The 17,881-nt window shown below is 69.8% G+C and carries 14 protein-coding genes; 7 read left to right on the top strand and 7 right to left on the bottom strand.

Annotation, left to right across the window (positions count from 1 at the left end; all coding sequences use genetic code 11):
• Positions 1-524 (top strand): collagen-like triple helix repeat-containing protein (locus ACSAMQ_RS16235; protein ID WP_435396651.1); only part of this gene is annotated, 524 nt, incomplete at its 5' end.
• A 191-nt stretch (positions 525-715) separates the two neighbouring features.
• Positions 716-2,422, top strand: coding sequence for a ShlB/FhaC/HecB family hemolysin secretion/activation protein (locus ACSAMQ_RS16230; protein ID WP_435396650.1), 1,707 nt, complete (start codon positions 716-718; stop codon positions 2,420-2,422).
• Positions 2,423-2,617: 195 nt separating this feature from the next.
• On the opposite strand, the gene ACSAMQ_RS16225 is transcribed toward ACSAMQ_RS16230, so the two are convergent.
• Positions 2,618-2,815: a hypothetical protein gene (locus ACSAMQ_RS16225; protein WP_435396649.1), complete on the bottom strand. Its 198-nt coding sequence runs from the start codon at positions 2,813-2,815 to the stop codon at positions 2,618-2,620.
• Positions 2,816-3,144: 329 nt separating this feature from the next.
• Between ACSAMQ_RS16225 and ACSAMQ_RS16220 the strand changes: the two genes are divergently transcribed.
• Positions 3,145-3,345: a hypothetical protein gene (locus tag ACSAMQ_RS16220; RefSeq protein WP_435396648.1), complete on the top strand. Its 201-nt coding sequence runs from the start codon at positions 3,145-3,147 to the stop codon at positions 3,343-3,345.
• A gap of 322 nt (positions 3,346-3,667) precedes the next feature.
• Here ACSAMQ_RS16220 and recQ read toward each other — a convergent pair whose 3' ends face one another.
• The 3 genes from recQ to ACSAMQ_RS16205 form a co-directional block, all read right to left on the bottom strand.
• Complete coding sequence (gene recQ, locus ACSAMQ_RS16215; RefSeq protein WP_435396647.1) at positions 3,668-5,482, bottom strand: DNA helicase RecQ; 1,815 nt, start codon at positions 5,480-5,482, stop codon at positions 3,668-3,670.
• A gap of 83 nt (positions 5,483-5,565) precedes the next feature.
• Positions 5,566-6,006, bottom strand: coding sequence for a nuclear transport factor 2 family protein (locus ACSAMQ_RS16210; RefSeq protein WP_435396646.1), 441 nt, complete (start codon positions 6,004-6,006; stop codon positions 5,566-5,568).
• A 5-nt stretch (positions 6,007-6,011) separates the two neighbouring features.
• Positions 6,012-6,902, bottom strand: a complete 891-nt coding sequence (locus ACSAMQ_RS16205; protein ID WP_435396645.1) for a nuclear transport factor 2 family protein — start codon at positions 6,900-6,902, stop codon at positions 6,012-6,014.
• A gap of 225 nt (positions 6,903-7,127) precedes the next feature.
• On the opposite strand from ACSAMQ_RS16205, the gene ACSAMQ_RS16200 reads away from it, so the two are divergent.
• Positions 7,128-8,039, top strand: a complete 912-nt coding sequence (locus ACSAMQ_RS16200; RefSeq protein ID WP_435396644.1) for a LysR substrate-binding domain-containing protein — start codon at positions 7,128-7,130, stop codon at positions 8,037-8,039.
• Positions 8,040-8,144: 105 nt separating this feature from the next.
• On the opposite strand, the gene ACSAMQ_RS16195 is transcribed toward ACSAMQ_RS16200, so the two are convergent.
• Entirely contained in the window at positions 8,145-8,726 is a 582-nt protein-coding gene (locus tag ACSAMQ_RS16195; RefSeq protein WP_435396643.1) for a Dps family protein, read from the bottom strand.
• A gap of 135 nt (positions 8,727-8,861) precedes the next feature.
• Here ACSAMQ_RS16195 and hrpA point away from each other — a divergent pair, with 135 nt between their 5' ends.
• Positions 8,862-12,917 (top strand): ATP-dependent RNA helicase HrpA, encoded by a 4,056-nt coding sequence (gene hrpA, locus ACSAMQ_RS16190; protein WP_435396642.1) that lies wholly within the window; start codon positions 8,862-8,864, stop codon positions 12,915-12,917.
• A gap of 83 nt (positions 12,918-13,000) precedes the next feature.
• Here hrpA and ACSAMQ_RS16185 read toward each other — a convergent pair whose 3' ends face one another.
• Together ACSAMQ_RS16185 and ACSAMQ_RS16180 are read right to left on the bottom strand one after the other, a co-directional pair.
• On the bottom strand, positions 13,001-13,480 hold the full coding sequence (locus tag ACSAMQ_RS16185; protein ID WP_435396641.1) for a hypothetical protein: 480 nt from the start codon (positions 13,478-13,480) through the stop codon (positions 13,001-13,003).
• An 89-nt stretch (positions 13,481-13,569) separates the two neighbouring features.
• Positions 13,570-14,094 carry a hypothetical protein gene (locus ACSAMQ_RS16180; RefSeq protein WP_435396640.1) on the bottom strand — a complete coding sequence of 175 codons (525 nt, stop codon included), beginning with the start codon at positions 14,092-14,094 and terminating at the stop codon, positions 13,570-13,572.
• Between the two features lie 75 nt (positions 14,095-14,169).
• On the opposite strand from ACSAMQ_RS16180, the gene ACSAMQ_RS16175 reads away from it, so the two are divergent.
• Positions 14,170-16,356: a RelA/SpoT family protein gene (locus tag ACSAMQ_RS16175; RefSeq protein WP_435396639.1), complete on the top strand. Its 2,187-nt coding sequence runs from the start codon at positions 14,170-14,172 to the stop codon at positions 16,354-16,356.
• A 235-nt stretch (positions 16,357-16,591) separates the two neighbouring features.
• Positions 16,592-17,881, top strand: a 1,290-nt coding sequence (locus tag ACSAMQ_RS16170) for a hypothetical protein (RefSeq protein WP_435396638.1), incomplete at its 3' end; no start/stop codon positions are given.

Genomic DNA, 17,881 nt, shown 5'->3' with positions numbered 1-17,881 from the left:
CGGGCGGCACGCTCGGTGCGCAGCTCAGCGGCGCGCCGGTTCCGGGCGGCGCAGCCGGCGTGCTCGGCGGCGCGGTCCAGGGCGTCAGCGGCAATCTCGGCACGGTCGGCGCCGGCATCACCGCAGGCATGGGCAATGCCGGCAGCATCGCCAATCCGGTCGGCGTGACCGCGGCTGGCGTGACCAGCGGCGTCGCCGGTCTTGGCGGCACGGTCGGCGGCGTCGGCTCGGCCTTGACCAGCACCGGCGCGACCACGCCCTTGGCTCCGGTCGCCGGCCTGGTCGGTGGCGCGGTGACCAGCGTCGGTGGCGGCGTGGCCACGGTCGGCACGGCCGCGACCGCTGCGGTCAATGGTCCTTTGCAGCCGGTTACCCAGGGGCTGAGCACGGTCGTCAACGGCGTGGCCGGGGCGACCGGGCTCAATGGCACGGGCACCACGACCGGCCTGCTCGGCGGCGCGCTGGGCGGCACCACCACTCAAGGTGGACTGCTCGGTACCGGTCTGCTCAAGAAGAAGCCTTGAACGCAAGTTTGTGATGCAACGCGCGGGAACGGGCTTGGCCCCGTTCCCGTCGCACGACAACGGCGTATGGTGAGTGCACGAGTCTTGGGGAGGCGCGTTCCGCCGGACGGTGGACGCGCCATTCCGATGCGGAGTTTCCCAGTCCGAACCATTCCGCTGGATGGACCACGCTAAACGCAGGGGGCGCGTGCATGCGAACAGGCCTTTCGGGAAGACGCTACCTACTCGCGCTGACGGTCGCCGCGCTGTTGAATTCGACCGTGCCGGCGCATTCCCAGGATCGCCTGCCGACCGGCAACCCACTGCAGACCCTGCCGCAGGCGCCGTTGCCGAAGACCGACCCCAAGGTCAGCACCACGGTCGCGCCGCAACAGAATCCCGCCATGGCCGCCTTGCTCGCCGTGCCGATCACGCCGAGCAAATTCGACGTGTCCGGGGTCAAGGCGATTGCATTCGAACAGGTCGCCGGGGTGTTCAGTCCGCTCGCCGGCAAGAACATCACCGTCGCCGAGCTCCTGCAGGCGGCCGAAGCCTGCAGCAAGCTGTATCGCGATCACGGCTACGCGCTGTCGTTCTGCTACCTGCCCAACCAGGACTTCGCCAACGGCGTGGTCCGGGTGGTCGCGGTCGAAGGCTATGTCGCCGAGCTGCGCCTGGGCGGCAAGCCGGGCAAGCTCGAGCGCAAGATCCGCGCGATCGCCCAGCACATTCTCGATGACCGGCCGTTGCGCCAGGCCACGTTCGAGCGTTATTCGCAGATCCTGGGCTTCCTGCCCGGGGCGAAGATGGCGATCAACGTGCCCGCGCCGACCACCACCGACGGTGCGACCGTGCTGGAGCTCAACGTGGGCGCCAAGCGCTACGACGCGACCTGGGCGCTGGAGTTCAATCATCCCGGCACCCAGGGGCTGATGAACCTGCAGCTCAATGCGCTGACGCCGCTGGCCGAGCAATGGACCTTGTCGACCCTGTATCCCGACGGCCGCGGCGACGAGCGTTTCTACGGCGCGGGCTATTCGCAATTGTTCGGCAGCGACGGCTGGATCGGTCGCGCCGACGGTTCGCGCTACCGCGGCGAACCGGCCAGCCGCACGCCGCTGCCGGAGTTCCTCGACCACCGCGTCGAGCAGGATCGCATCGCCTTCAGCGCGCGCTACCCCTGGCTGCTGCGCAACGAGCGCTCGATCTTCATCGGCGCCGGCGTCTACGGCGCCGACCAGATCGACGCCTACCGCAACACCGCGACCGGCGCGACCCTGGAACAACGCTCCAAGACGCGGGTCCTGCAGGCGAGCCTGGATTACACCAAGGCCAAGAAGAACAGCGCGCGCCAGATCAGCCTGTCGATCGCGCGCGGCCTCGATGCCTGGGGCGCTTCGGCGAGCACGGCGACCAACGTCGCCGGCGTCGAGTTCGCCTCGCCGAACGACGTCTCGTTCCGGCGCTACAACCTGGGTTACGCGCAGAGCCGGAGCTGGGCCGAGCAGCGCTACCTCGCGATCCTGCGCGGCACCGCCCAGTACAGCCGCAACCGCCTGCCCTCGTCCGAGCAGATCAGCTTCGGCGCCTCGCGCTTCGCCCTGGCCTACGATCCCGGCGAAGTGTCGGCCGACAAGGGCTGGGGGTTGTCGCTGGAACTCAGCCGCAACTTCCGCCCGCAATCGCGCTGGCTGAAGTCGGTGTCGCCCTACCTGGTCGTGCAACACGCCCAAGTCTCGATGACTAAAGGCCGCGCGCCGATCGATAAACTCGGCACGGTCGGGCTCGGCGTTCGTTTGTCCGACAACCATCACTACAACGTCGACTTCGCCTACGCCCGCCCGACTGCCGACCTGCCGCTGGAGGCCGACGACCGCAAGGCGCGCTGGAATCTGAGTTTTTCGTATCAGTTGCAGTAGCGGGTGTGTGGCGGCGTGAGCCGCGATCGCGTCGCCTGAACCTCGCGGCACTCCTGGTCGCCCCTGTAGGAGCGACGTGAGTCGCGACCAAGGGACGCGCAGAAGTGGCGAGACTTTCGTCACTCGCCGAAGCGGCGTGCTATCGCCAGGGTAGGAGCGAGGCAAGCCGCGACCGCGCCGTCTCCCGTCGCGGCGTCACCGGCCGTGAGGCGGTGAAGCCACATCAATAGCAAAGCTTCCGCCCCCTAAAGAGTGCGGGTAACTTTCTTTTGTCCAAAGCAACAAAAGAAAGTCACCAAAGAAAAGTGCTTCTTCCTGCAAGGGCACAAGTCCGCACGATCGAAGCCGACGCAGGGATGCTCCAGACAGGCCATCCATGGCCTGCTTACGCACGGCCCGCATCCTTGCGGGCCGCCCTCCGGGTCAGCTTTTGACCGGCAAAGCGTAAAGCAGATCAAAATCACGGCAGCGGCAGCGGCAGCGGCAGCGGCAGCGGCAGCGGTACACGACGCATTGCTCTTGAGTGGGCGGCGCAAGCCGCGACCGCGCAACCGCGATCGCCCGCGCCGGAAACCGCAGATTCGCGGTCGCGGCTCACGCCGCTCCTACAGGGATGGCGGCGCCGCACTTCCCTTCCACATTGCAGCTTTCGCTTTCGCTTTCGCTGTGCGTCGCCGCGCACTCACGAAGGCCCTGGAAGACCCAGAGGGCGGCCTGCATGGATGCAGGCCGTTTTTCATCGGGACAGGGATGTCCCGTATGAAAAATCCCTGCGTCGGCATCGCTCGTGCGGGCCTGTGATTCAAGAAAAAGCATTTTTCTTTGGTTACCTTTCTTTTGTTGCTTTAGACAAAAGAAAGGTAACCCGCCGCTTTAGCGGCGGAAGCTTTGCACTTGATCTTGATCTTGATCTTGATCTTTGATCTCGTGCAATGAACGACGCGCCGCAAGACCGCCGCAGCGATGTCGCGGCTCGCGCCGCTCCTGCCAGCGAAAAAATTATCCCTTCGATCGATCACGAAGGCGTTGCGGCCTCTACACGTCCCGTGGTCGCGGCTTGCGCCGCTCCTACCCTGGCGACGATCCGCGCCTGCGATCAATAACGAAGGCGTTGCGAACTCCGCGTGTCCCGCGGTCGCGACTCGCGTCGCTCCTGCAAACAGGCGAGCCGCCAATTGCGCGGCCGCCATGAGTCGCGCGGACGCGACGAAACGGGTCGTGGCCAGCGAGAGCCTCGCGCAGCCCTCACCCCTGATCGAACAAATGCTGCAGCACCGCCTCGCCATACCGGTCCAGCTTGCTGGCCCCGATGCCGGGGATCCGCGCCAGTTCGTCGAGGTCGTCCGGCGCGTGCTCGGCGATCGCGCGCAAGGTGCTGTCGTGGAAGATCACGTAAGCCGGGACGTTCTGTTCGCGGGCGGTGGTCGAGCGCCACTCGCGCAAGGCGTTGAAACGCACCAGCGATTCGGGATCGAGGTCGATCATCGGCGCCGCGCTCGCGCCGCCGCGCGACTTGCGCGCGCCGCCCGCGGCCTTCGGCGTTTCGGTGCGGAAGCGCAGACTGCGTTCGCCGCGCAGCACCGGGCCGCTGTCGGCGGTCAGGCGCAGAGCGCCGTGGCGCTCGATGTCGGCTTCGAGCAGGCCCGCGGCCACCAACTGGCGGAACACGCTGCTCCATTGCTTGGCGTCGAGGTCGCTGCCGATGCCGAAGGTGCTGAGTTGTTCGTGGTTGAAACGGGTGACCTTCTCGGTCTGCGCGCCGCGCAATACGTCGATGACGTGGCCGGCGCCGAAGCGCTGGCCGGTGCGGTAAACGCAGGATAGGGCCTTGCGCGCGGCTTCGGTGCCGTCCCAGCTTTGCGGCGGCTCCAGGCAATTGTCGCAGTTGCCGCAGCCGCCCGGGTGCGGTTCGCCGAACCACCCGAGCAGACTCTTGCGCCGGCACTCGGTGGACTCGCAGAACCCCAACAGGGAGTCCAATTTGCGCAGTTCCAAGCGCTTGCGCTCTTCGCCGGCCTCGCCCTGCTGGATCAGCTGGCGCAGGTTGACCACGTCGCCGAGGCCGTAGCACAGCCAGGCTTCGGCCGGCTCGCCGTCGCGACCGGCGCGGCCGGTTTCCTGGTAATAGCCCTCGATCGACTTGGGCAGGTCGATGTGGGCGACGAAGCGCACGTCGGGTTTGTCGATGCCCATACCGAAGGCGATGGTCGCGACCATGACCACGCCGTCTTCCTGCAGGAACCGGCGTTGATTGGCGGCGCGCAGCGAGGCCTCCATGCCGGCGTGATAGGGCAGGGCGCGGATGCCGGCGGCAACGAGCTGCTCGGCGACCGACTCGACCCGCTTGCGCGAAAAGGCATAGACGATGCCGCTGTCGCCGCGGTGGGCACTGAGGAAGTCGAGCAACTGGCGGGTGCCGTTGTCCTTGTGGACGACGCGATAGCGCAGGTTCGGCCGGTCGAAGGAACTGACGAAGCGGCGCGCGTCTTCCAGGTTCAGGCGCTCGGCGATCTCGCGCTGGGTCGGCGCGTCGGCGGTCGCGGTCAAGGCGATGCGCGGGATGTCCGGCCAGCGCTCGTGGAGGATGGTCAGTTCGCGGTATTCGGGGCGGAAGTCGTGGCCCCATTGCGAGACGCAGTGGGCCTCGTCGATCGCGAACAGCGAAATGCGCGCGCGGTCGATCAGCGACAGGCAGCGCGGGCTGAGCAGGCGCTCGGGAGCGACGTAGAGCAGATCGAGTTCGCCGTCGAGCAGTTGCCGCTCGACCGCGGCGGCTTCGGCGGCGTCGAGGGTCGAGTTGAGGTAGGCCGCGCGCACGCCTAGCTGGCGCATCGCCTCGACCTGATCCTGCATCAGCGCGATCAGCGGCGAAATCACCAGGCCGCAGCCTTCGCGCAGCAGCGACGGGATCTGGTAGCACAGCGACTTGCCGCCGCCGGTGGGCATCAGCACCAGGGCGTCGCCGCCGTCGATTACGTGTTGGACGATTTGGGCTTGTTCGCCGCGGAACGCGGTATGGCCGAAAACGCGGTGGAGGAGTTCGAGTGCGGGCTGCTGCATGCGCCTAGTCTAGCGGCGCGGCGTCGCAGGCGGTCGCGACCGCCCGCGAACGCTGCCGTCGCGACCACGCGCCGGCCCGCGGTTCAGCGCGAGCGCCGCTTGATGTGCCAGACGTTGCAGATCTTGTCGTCGCGGACCTGGTAGACCGTCAGCCCGTCGACGGTCTTGCCGTCGGCGGTGCCGGTGACGCGTTCGCGCGCCACCACCATGTCGTCCAGCGATTGCAAGCCGAGGATTTCGACCCGCGGATGCGGGCGCTTGGCGAAGGCGGCGCGGTAATAGCGCGAGCGTCCCTGCGGCGAGGCGTCGGCGATCAGGCGCTGGCCGGGCAGGGGTTCGTCATCGCCCCGGCGCCAGGCGCCGGCATCGGCGGTGGCCTGGGCCAGGAAGGCCTCGGCGTCGGCGTCGTTCCAAGCCTGGACGTAGCGGCGGACCACGACTTCCTGGGCGTTGTCGGCGGCGACGATGGCGGCGACGGCGGCGCCGGCCGAGAGCGCCGCCAGCGCCGCCAGCGCGATCCGCATCGGTCTCACGGCTGCGCCCCCGAGATCGCGACGACCGCCTCGTCGGCGGGACGGGCGAGCTTGTGCAGCGGCCACAGGTCGAGCACCCGGCCGTCGCGGACGCGCAGGATCGCCAGCATCTCGTATGCCTCGCCTGGGCCGGTCGCGGTGGCGCGGGTGCGGATGCGTTCGTGGGTCACGACCAGGTCGCCGACCGCGAAGGCATCGACCAGCTCGACCCGCACCGAGGGGCCGTCCGCATACAGCGCCCGGTAGGTCTTGGCCCGGCTGTCCTCGTCGACGACCGTGCGCGAGGGCAGGTCGGCGAGCTGGTGCGGGTCTTCGGCGCGGCGGAAGTGGCGGGCGTCGGCGGCGAACAGGGCCAGGAAGCCTTCGGCGTCGGCGCGGTTGTTGGCCTCGACCAGGGCCCGCGCGGTGGCGACCGCGCCGGCGGCCTGGGGCCGGTTGTCGGCGGTTTCCTTGCCGACGTGCCACAGGTCTTCGATCAGCCCGTCGCGGACCCGATAGACCACCAGCAGCACCTGCGGCTCGGCGCGCTTGGGGTCGGTGATATGGACCCGCGACACCACCAGTTCGCCGAGCGCGACGCTCCGGGTCTGCGCGATATGCGGGGTGTCCGGTTGCGCCATGGCCTTGGCGAAATGCGCGCGCAGGCGCTCGGCGCCGTACATCTGCTCCAGGCGCGGTCCGACCAGGCGGTGCGGGTCGGTCGGCAGGCCGAAGATCTGCGCCTGCGGTGCGTACAGCGCCATGAAGGCGTCCAGGTCGTTGCGGTTGAGCGCGTCGAAGTCCGCCGCGACGACCGCGGCCGGCTCGGCCGGCGGGATGGCGCCGGCGGTGAGCGGACCGAAACCGGACAGGGCCAGCGAAAGCAGGAACGGGAGGCGGCGCTTCATGAGGGGCTCCGGGGGATGGGGCGGATCGTTGCCCAAGCCGTGCTTTTGGCAAGATAGTCGGGCCGCGCGACTGCACCGGGGGCGCCGCCGCTGCCGTTGGGCATGGAAGGGACAGAGAGACGCGTCGGATTTCGCACTGGGCTTCGGACTAGGCAGGCCCTAGGCTAGGAGCCGGCGGTGCCCGCCGACAATGCGAAAATCGCCCCGGATACATAAGGTCAGATTATGGATATGCCGCCATTGCCGCCGCTCAGCGCGATCCGCGCCTTCGAGGCGGCCGCGCGCCTGCAGAGCTTCACCCGCGCCGCCGAGGAGCTGGACATGACCCAGGCCGCGGTCAGCTACCAGATCAAGCGGTTGGAGCAGCGGCTCGGCCTGGTGCTGTTCCAGCGCCTGCCGCGCAAGGTGGTGCTGACCCGGGCCGGCGAACGGCTGGCGCCGACGGTGCTCGACAGCTTTCAGGCGCTGCGCTCGGCCTTCGCCCAAAGTCAGGCACGGTCCGAGGCGGAACTGGCGATCACCTCGTTGCCGACCATCGGCGCCAACTGGCTGGTGCCACGCCTGGGCGGGTTCCAGCTCGCCCATCCGCAACTCGCGGTGCGCCTGGACACCGGCGTGCCCCTGGTCGACCTGGCCCAGGGCGAGTTCGACGTCGGCATTCGCAACGGCCGCGGCGAATGGCCGGGCCTGAGCGCGCATTTCCTGTTGCCCGGCCTGTATACGCCGCTGTGCAGCCCGGGCCTGATCGAAAGCGGCGCGCTGCGCGAGCCGGCGGATCTGTTGAAGTTGCCGCGGATCGGCCGCGAGCGCTGGTGGCGCAGTTGGCTGGAGGCGGCCGGCGTCGGCGATGCGGATCTGTCGGCGCGGCCCGGGGTCGAGCTGGGCATCGAGCAATACGAGGTGACCGCCGCGATCGCCGGGCACGGCGTGGCGATCACCTCGCCGCTGTTCTTCCGCGGCGAACTCGCCTCGGGGCGGCTGGTGCAGCCGTTCGAGCTGGTGCTGCGCGACGAGCGCGACTATTGGCTGGCCTATCCCGAGGTGCGCCGCGGCAGCGCCAAGATCCGCGCTTTCCGCGACTGGTTGCTGGCGCAGGCGCAGGCCGACGCGCAGGGCTGGGACGGCGGCCGGCCTTGAGCGCGGGCGCCGGCAATGAAAAACCCCTGTCCGGCAGGCGGAACAGGGGTCGGTGCGGCGCGGCGGGCCTGGGCGGAGGTTCCGCGCAGGCCGGCTTTCGAGCGTTTACTGCAGCAGCGAACGCAGCATCCACGCATACTTCTCGTGGGTCTGCAGGCGCTGGGTCAGCAGGTCTTCGGTCGGCGCGTCGTCGACGTCGTCGGCCTGGTCGAGTACCTTGCGCGCGGTGCGGCAGACGGCTTCGTTGCCGACCACGAGCTGGCGGACCATCTCGCGCCAGTCGGCGCTGTCGGTCAGGCCCGGCTCTTCGGTGATCGAGGACAGCCTGACGAACTCGGCGTAGGAACCCGGTGCGTTGAAGCCCAGGGCGCGGATGCGCTCGGCGATGTCGTCCAGCGCGGTCCACTGTTCGGTGTACTGGGTCTCGAACATCACGTGCAGGGCATTGAACATCGGGCCCGTCACGTTCCAATGGAAGTTGTGGGTCTTCAGGTACAGGGTGTAGCTGTCGGCCAGAAAGCGCGACAGACCTTCGGCGATCTTCTTGCGATCGCCCGACGAGATCCCGATATCGATCGAGGGGGCGCGGTCGGCGGCCGACGGCGACGCGGCCGGGACGAGCGAGCCCTTGTCCGATTTGGTCTTGTCCGTTTTGCTGGTCTTGGCGGGCTTGGTGGGCTTGGCCATGTGCGACTCCTTCTCCAATGCGGGCGATCGAGACGGCTCGATCGGGGGTTTTTCGATCAATGCGGCGACAATAGGCGCTGTCGGCCGCGAAGTGAAATGGTTTGTGCCTAGCGCTGCGATACGAACGATCTATCGATGAACAATAGCTATACCCATCAGTCTAGCCATGCGAATGCTAGTGCCGCGTTACGGCAGGCGCGGCACGCGATCGACGGCGCCTTGAGCCGCGACCGCGGCCGCCTGCACGGCCTGTGGTCGCGCTGGAGCGGCAAGCCCGGCGACGAGCGCGCGCGCGCTGCGTTCGAACAGGCGTTGGCGGCGTCGGCGGCGCAGCGCGAAGCGCGCGCGGCCTCGTTGCCGCGCGCGCCGGTCGACCCGGCTTTGCCGATCGCGGCCGAAGCCGAGCGCATCGTCGAGCTGATCCGCCGGCATCCGGTGGTGGTGATCGCCGGCGAGACCGGTTCGGGCAAGACCACCCAGTTGCCGAAGCTGTGCCTGGCCGCCGGGCGCGGCGGCGCCGGCATGATCGGCTGCACCCAGCCGCGCCGCATCGCCGCGCGCGCGGTCGCCCGCCGCGTCGCCGAGGAATTGCAGACCCCGCTCGGCGAGACCGTCGGCTACCAGGTGCGTTTCAACGACCACGTCGGCGAGCGCACCGCGATCAAGTTCATGACCGACGGCATCCTGCTGGCCGAGATCCAGTCGGACCGCTGGCTGTCGGCCTACGACACGATCCTGATCGACGAGGCCCACGAACGCAGCCTCAACATCGACTTCCTGCTGGGCTATCTGAAGCAGTTGCTGAAAAAGCGGCCCGACCTGAAGGTCATCGTGACCTCGGCGACGATCGACACCGAGCGCTTCGCCGCGCATTTCGACGGCGCGCCGGTGGTCAGCGTCGAGGGCCGCGGCTATCCGGTCACGGTGCGGTATCGGCCGTTGGACGATCCGGGGCTCGGGACTCGGGACTCGGGACTCGAAGAAGCGGACCGGCGCGGCTCTTCGAGCCCCGAGCGCGCCGCAAGAAGCGTCAACGACGGCATCGTCGCCGCCTGCGACGAAATCACCCGCGAGGACCCACGCGGCGACGTGCTGATCTTCCTGTCCGGCGAACGCGAAATCCGCGACGCCCACCAGGCGCTGGAGCGGCGCAAGTACCGCGAGACCGAAGTGCTGCCGCTGTACGCGCGGCTGTCGGTGCGCGACCAGGACCGGGTGTTCAACCCCGGGCCGAAGCGCCGCATCGTGCTGGCGACCAACGTCGCCGAGACCTCGCTGACGGTGCCGCGGATCCGCTACGTGGTCGACCCGGGCCTGGCGCGGGTCAAGCGCTACAGCCCGCGCGGCAAGCTCGACCGGCTGCACATCGAGCCGATCTCGCAGGCCAGCGCCGACCAGCGCAAGGGCCGCTGCGGCCGCATCAGCGAAGGCACCTGCTTCCGCCTCTACAGCGAGGCCGACTTCGAATCGCGGCCGCGCTATACCGATCCGGAAATCCGCCGCGCCGCGCTGGCCGGGGTGATCCTGCGCATGCTCTCGCTGGGCCTGGGGCATATCGAGGACTTCCCGTTCCTGGAGCCGCCGGACGGTCGCGCCATCGCCGACGGCTGGCAGCAACTCACCGAGCTCGGCGCGGTCGGCGAGGACCGCAAGCTTACCGCCATCGGCCGGACCATGGCCCGGCTGCCGGTCGACGTGAAGCTCGCGCGCATGCTGGTCGCGGCCCACGCCCACGGCTGCCAGCGCGAGATGATCGCGATCGCCGCTTTCCTCGGCATCCAGGACCCGCGCGAGCGCCCCGCCGACCAGCGCGCCGCGGCCGACAACGCGCATGCCGAGTTCGCCGACCCGCGTTCGGAATTCGTCGGCATCCTCAAGCTGTGGGACGCCTACCAGAACGCGCACGAGGAACTGACCCAGTCCAAGCTGCGCAGCTGGTGCGAGAAGCATTTCCTCGGCTTCCTGCGCATGCGCGAGTGGCGCGAGCTGCACCGGCAGCTCAAGCTCGTGTGCCAGGAGACGGGACTGGGGACCGGGGACTCGGGAGAGGTTTCGAGTCCCGAGCCCCGAAACCCGAGTCCCGAAAAATACGCCAGCCTGCACCGCGCCCTGATCGCCGGCCTGCCGACTCAGATCGGGTTCCGCGCCGACCGCGGTTTCTACGACGGCCCGCGCGGGCGCAAGTTCCAGCTGTTTCCCGGCTCGCCGCTGGCCAAGAAGCCGCCGCCGTGGGTGTTGTCGGCGACCCTGCTCGATACCGAGCGGGTGTGGTCGATGACCAACGCGACCATCGAGCCCGACTGGGCGATCCAGGAACTGCCGCACCTGCTCGCGCGCCGCCACCACGACCCGCGCTGGGCGCGCTCGCAGGGGCGGGTGGTCGGCAGCGAGCAGATCAGCCTGTTCGGCCTGGTGCTCGCGCCGAAGCGTCCGATCCACTACGGCGCGCTGTACCCGGAGGAAAGCCGCGCGATCTTCGCCCGCGACGCTCTGGTGACCGGCGAGATCAACACCCGCTCGGCGTTCCTGGCGCGCAACCTCGCCACCCTGGGCAAGGCCCGCGACGAAGAGGCCAAGCAACGCCGTGCCGGCCTCGTGGTCGACGAGGAATGGATGGCGCAGTGGTACCTCGACCGCCTGCCGCCGCAGGTCCACAACGTGCAGGCGCTGGACGCCTGGTACGCCAAGTTGCCGGCCCAGGAAAAGGCCAGGCTGGAGTGGTCGAACGCCGACCTGATGGTCGGCGGCGAAAGCGAGGCCGCGCGGTTCCCTGCGTATCTGCAGCTCGGCAACGCGCGGCTGGCGGTGAGCTACCGCTTCGAGCCGGGCGCGCCCGACGACGGCATGACCCTGGCGGTGCCGCTGCACCTGCTCAACGCGCTCGACCCGGCCCAGCTGTCGTGGCTGGCGCCGGGCTTCGTCGCCGACAAGGCGGCGGCGCTGATCAAGAGCCTGCCGAAGATCCTGCGCCGCAACTTCGTGCCGGCGCCGGATTTCGCCAAGGCCTTCCATGAGGCGCACGCCAAGCCCGAGGCCGACGACTTGGTCGGCACGCTCGCGCGTTTCCTGCGCAAGCTGACCGGGGTCGAAGTGGCGACGACGGATTTCGACCCGGCCTCGATCGAACCGCATCTGCGCATGAACCTGCGCCTGCTCGAGGTTCCCGACCCGCGCGCCGGCAAGGAGACGGGCAAAGGCGGCAGGGCCGCGGTGGTGCTGGCCGAATCGCGCGACCTCGACGAGCTGCGCGCGCGCTTCGGCGAACGCGCCGCGCGGGCGTTCGCCGCGCGCGCCGCCGACGGCCTCGGCCAGCGCGGGCTGACCGCATTCCCCGAACAGCCGATCCCGATGTCGGTGCCGGGCGCGGCCGGGGTGCCGGCATTCCCGGCCTTGCACGACGACGGCGACACCGTCTCCTTGCGTGTGCATGCCGAGCGCGAGGCGGCGCTGCGCGCGCATCCGGGCGGGGTACGGCGTCTGCTGGCCTTGGCTATGGCCGACAAGCTCAAGCAAGCGCGCAAACAATTGCCGGTGCAGGCCAAGACCGGTCTGTTGTATGCGGCGATCGAATCGGCCGCGCCGCGCCAGAACGGCCTGCGCGACAGCGACCGGTTGCGCGAGGACTTGGTCGACGGCGCTCTGCAATCCCTGCTCGGCGCCGACGCCGAGCTGATCGCGGTACGCGATGCGGGGGCCTTCGAGGCCCGCCGCGACGCGGTCGCGCGCAGGCTGTTTCCGGAGGCGACCGAACGCCTGGCCCAGGCCGAGGCGATTCTCGGCGCGGTCGCCGATGTGCGCTCGCGCCTGGAGTCGTCGCTGATGGGCTGGGCCAGCGGCAACCTCGACGACATGCGCGCGCAGCTCGCGCGGCTGACCCCGCCGGGCTTCCTGCGCAACGTCGCCACCTCGGCGTTGGCGGAGTACCCGCGTTATCTGAAGGCGCTGGCGGTGCGCAGCGAGCGCGCCTTGCGCGACCCGGTGCGCGACCAGGCGCGGATGCTCGAACTCAAGCCCTTCGTCGAAGCCTTCGACGCCGCCAACGCGGCCGGCCTGGCCGACGCTGCCGGCTGGCAGGCGCTGCGCTGGGAGATCGAGGAACTGCGGGTGTCGCTGTTCGCCCAGGAGCTGGGGGTGCGCGGCGGGGTCTCGCCGAAGAAGCTCGCGCAACGACTGGCGTCGTTGCGCGGTTGAAGCGCTGAGCGCTTGAGCCCCGAGCGGTCGCAGCCTTGAGCGGTTGAAGCTCTGAGCCGGCCCACGCCTGCGGGCGCGCCGACTCAGTCGAGGCGGCGGACCTTGGCCTTCGGGATCTGGCCTTCGGCTTCGAGGAACCAGCCGCCCATCAGCCCGGGCTTGATGGTGACCTTCGGCGGCGCCACCGGCTTGCCGATGAACAGCGAGCCTTCGGTCACCTGCCAGCGCTGGCCGTTTTCGAGCTCGAACACGGTGCCGCTGGACCAGCCGCGGAACTCGCCCTTGAGCGCGCTGTGCACCGGTTCGACGTCGCCGCGGTCGAGCAGGCCCTTGCGTTGCGAACGCACCGCCTTGGTGGCCTCGGCGACGGCCGCGGTCTGGTCCTGCGACAGCAATTCGTTGAGCAGGGCCAGTTGCTGAGGCGACAGGGTGTCGAGCCCGGTGGCCTTCATCTGTTCGGCATTGAAGCGTTGTTCGACCGCGACATAGGGCCGCTCGGCGGCGAACGCGGCGGGCGCGAACGCGAGCAGGACGGCAACGGTCAACGAGGACAGCACACGCATGTCGGACTCCGGACGGGACAGCGGCGAAACGGCGAAGGAGAACGCCGCTGCGCCGACGCCGCAGGGCGTCCGCGCAGCGGCGGCATGGATTACTTGACGCGGGTGACCTTGGCGCGGGTGTTGTAGCCGTCGACCGCGAGGAACCAGGCGCCGCCGATCACGCTGGGGCTGATCCGCACCTGCGGCGAATCCAGGTGTACGCCGGGCAGGTCGACGCCGTCGACCTGGCGCCATTCCTGGCCGTTGTCGAGCACGTAGACCCGGCCCTGGCCGTAGCCGTCGAACTTGCCGTTGAGGCGGGCGACCACCGCTTCGCGCGAGCCCGAGCCGAGGAAACCGCGGTTCTCGTGCTTGACCAATTCGCGGGTTTCTTCCTTGGCCTTGACCACGGCCTTGCTGGTCTCGGCGTCGAGGGTGCGGTTGAGCCAGGCGTTCAGATTGGCGAGTTGCTCCGGGCTGAGCTGGTCGAGGCCGGCGGCCTTGAACTGCTCGGCGCTCATCTGTTGCTCGATCCTGGACTGGGCGAGGGCGGCCGGCGCGCTCAGCGCCAGGGCGATCGCGACACCAGCGGCGATCAGCAAGGGACGCAGTGCGGAAGGGTGAATCGCGGACATCGTGCTGTTCCTCGGGGCGGTTGCTCGCTAGTGTAGTCGCTCGTCCCCTGCGCTTCGAACCTCTTCTCCCCCGTTGTGAACGCGTCTCCCGCCGAGTCCCGCCATTCCCCCGCCGACGTGCTGGCCTCGCCCGCGGCGGCGATCATCGCCGGGCCCCTGCGCAAGGCGCTGGAGGCGGCCGCGCAGCAGCCGCAGGCCGGCGAGGGCGCGCTCGATTCGCCCGCCGTCATCGCCGCCACTCTGGACGCGCTGGCCCTGCTCGACGCCGACAGCGACACGGTCGCGGCGGCGATCCTGCATGCCTACCCGGGTTGGGCGAAAGCCTTGGGGCCGGGCTTCGAACGCGAACACCCGCTGTTGGCGGCCCTGCTCGACGGCCAGCGCGCCGCCGGACAGGTCTGGGCGCTGCATGCCGAACAAGGCCGGCGCTCGGGCACCGAGGGCCTGCGCCGGCTGTTGCTGGCGATCGTGCGCGACCTGCGGGTGGTGCCGATCCTGCTGGCGCGGCAACTGGCGCGCATGCGCCATGCCGAACGCCTGCCGCCGGACACCCGCCGCGAACTGGCCGCGCTGACCCGCGATATTCATGCGCCGCTGGCCAACCGGCTCGGCATCTGGCAGCTCAAGTGGGAGCTGGAAGACCTGGCCTTCCGTTACCTGGAGCCGCAGACCTACCAGAAGATCGCGCGCCTGCTCGACGAGAAGCGCGGCGATCGCGAGCGCTACATCGAACAGGTCAAGCGCACCCTGCGCGAGGCGATGGCGGCACAGGGGCTCAAGGCCGAGGTCGCCGGCCGGCCCAAGCACATCTACAGCATCTGGAAGAAGATGCAGCGCAAGGACGTGCCGATCGGCGAGCTCTACGACCTGCGCGCGGTGCGGGTGATGGTCGAGGACCTGGCCTCGTGCTACGCCGCGCTCGGCGTGGTGCACGCGCAGTGGACGCCGATCCCGAGCGAGTTCGACGACTACATCGCCCGGCCCAAGCGCAACGACTACCGTTCGCTGCATACCGCCGTGGTCGGGCCCGAGGGCAAGACCCTGGAAGTGCAGATCCGCACCGAGGAAATGCACCGTCAGGCCGAACTCGGCGTGGCCGCGCACTGGAAATACAAGGAAGTCGGCAGCCACAGCGCCGACGCCGCGTTCGACCGCAAGATCGCCTGGATGCGGCGCCTGCTCGACAGCAAGAGCGAAGGCGGCAGCGACGGCGCCGATGCGGCGCTGGCGAGCGAGCTGGACACCGAACTGGTCGAGGACCGGGTGTACGTGCTGACCCCCAAGGGCGAGGTGATCGACCTGCCGACCGGTGCCACCCCGCTGGATTTCGCCTACCACGTGCACACCGAGGTCGGGCACCGCTGCCGCGGCGCCAAGGTCGACGGCCGCATCGTCCCGCTCGACCACAAGCTGCGCAGCGGCGACCGGGTCGAGATCCTCACCGCCAAGACCGGCGAGCCGCGCCGCGATTGGCTGGTGGCGGCCAACGGCTTCCTGGCCAGCAACCGTTCGCGGGAAAAGGTCCGCAACTGGTTCCACAAGCTCGACCGTTCGCGCAACGAACAGGCCGGGCGCGAACTGCTCGACAAGGAACTGCGCCGGCTCGGCGTGCTCGGCGCCGACCTGGCGCCGGCGCGGGCGCGCTTCAACCTGGCCAACGACGAGGACCTGTACGTGCAGGTCGCGCTGGGCGACATCGGCCCGCACCAGATCGGCCGCGTCCTGCTCGAGCACGAGCGCGCGTTGGCGGCGCCGCCGTCGACCGCGCCGACCTCGACCACCACCATCCCGCCGGCGCCGCGCAAGACCCCGGGCAAGTCCACCGACTTCACCGTCGAGGGCGTCGGCAACCTGCTGGTGCAGATCTCGCGCTGCTGCCAGCCGCTGCCGGGCGAGCCGATCGCCGGCTACCTGACCCGCGGCCGCGGCGTCAGCGTGCACCGCCCGGACTGCAGCGCCTTCGTCCGGCTCGCCGCGGCCCAGCCGCAGCGCGTGCTGCCGGTCGAATGGGGGCGCAAGGGCAGCGGTTACGAGGTCGACATCGAGGTGCTGGCGCTCGACCGCAAATGGCTGCTCAAGGAAGTCACCAACGTCATCGCCCAGGCCAACGCCCACGTGATCAGCATCCGCAGCGACGTCGAGCGCAGCAGCGCGCAGGTGCGTTTGCGCCTGCGCCTGCGGGTCGCCGACTACGGCCAACTCTCGACCCTGCTCGGCAAGCTGTCCTCGCTGCCGGGCGTGGAGTATGCGCAGCGGCATTGAGTCGTTCCAGCGGTAAGCCTCCGCCTCGGGTAGGAGCGGCGCAAGCCGCGACCGCGAATCGGCGGGCCATCGTGAACCGATCCCGCGCGCGAAACCCGCCGAACATCCTAGGGATCCGCACACCCCGAGGATAGCGTCGTAGCTCTCTGCCGCGGTCGCGGCTTGCGCCGCTCCTATCCCGAAGGCAGGTGCGATCCCGGAGGCCACTGGCACACACGAAGAAGACGCGGCAGTCATGCAGCGGCGCTATCCTGACGCGGTGAAGCACGACCCGCCGTCTCCGTCCGACACCACCGCCCTGCGCATCGAACCGGTGGCGGGGGACTACAGCGCCTTGCGCTTCGATCGGGCGCCGCCGCGCGATCGCGACCACGCGCTGCGCGCACGGCGCTGGGGGCTGCGCGCCGCGATCCTGATCGGCGCGGCTTTGCTGCTGACGTTGATCCTGAGCCGGCAGGCCTTGTCGGACTGGTTGTGGCCGGACACCCGCGCGCAAAGTCTGCGCGAAGAAGCGAACCGGGCCCTGGCCGAAGGCCGACTGAGTTCGGCCGACGGCCACGGCGCGCGCGAGTTGTTCGAGGCCGCGCTGGCGCTCGACCCCGACCGCAGCGACACCCGCGAAGGCCTGGTCAAGGTCGGCCGGGTCGCGCTCGATCAGGCCCGCCAGGCGATCGACGGCGGGCATTTCGATTTCGCCCGGCAACGGCTCGATCTGGCGCGCCAACTGGCGACGCCGCGCGACCAGGTCGAGGCCATGGCGCGCCGGCTGCGCGAACGCGAGGCCGCCCACGCCGGGCTCGACCGGCTGGTCGCCGAAGCCGCCGCCGCACGCGCGCAGGGCCGGCTCGACGGCGCGCCCGACGCGGCCCTGCCGCTGTATCTGCGGGTGCTCGCGCTGCAACCGCAACGCAACGACGCGCTCGAAGGCCGCGACGACACCCTCGCCGATCTGCTGCAGGCGGCGCGCCAGGCCTTGGCCGACGGCGACCTCGCGCGCGGCGCGCGCGGCATCCAGCGGGTGCAGGCCGCCGACCCCGGCCACGCCGATCTGCCGGATGCGTTGACCTTGCTGGAACGCCATGTCGAACGGCGCCGCCGCGACAGCGACCTGGCCCTGCGCCGGCAGCGTTTCGACGAGGCCCTGGCCGGGTACGGCGACCTGCTCGCGGTGCATGCCGACGACGATGCGGCGCGGCGCGGGCTGGCCGCGGTCGCCAATGCGTATGCCGCGCGCAGCGAGCGCCTCGCCGCGGATTTTCACGTGACCGAGGCCGAGACCGTGCTGGCGCGCGCGCGGGGCATCGCCGAGAGCGCGGCGATCGAGGTGCCGGCGATCGCGCTGGCCCAGCAGCATCTCGACCGCGCCCGCGAATCGCGCAAGCGTTTCGATCAGCAGGCGCCGGCGGCGCAGCGCCAGTCGCTGCGCCGCCTGTTGAGCGAAGCCGCCGCGGCCGAACAGCGCGGCGACCTGCTGACCCCGCCGGGCGACAGCGCCTACGACAAGTTGCGCGCGGCCCAGGCGATC

Origin of the sequence: Lysobacter sp. 1R34A (assembly GCF_051217035.1) — a bacterium.
GTDB lineage: Bacteria > Pseudomonadota > Gammaproteobacteria > Xanthomonadales > Xanthomonadaceae > Lysobacter.
This window is presented reverse-complemented; position numbering and strand designations above follow the sequence as displayed.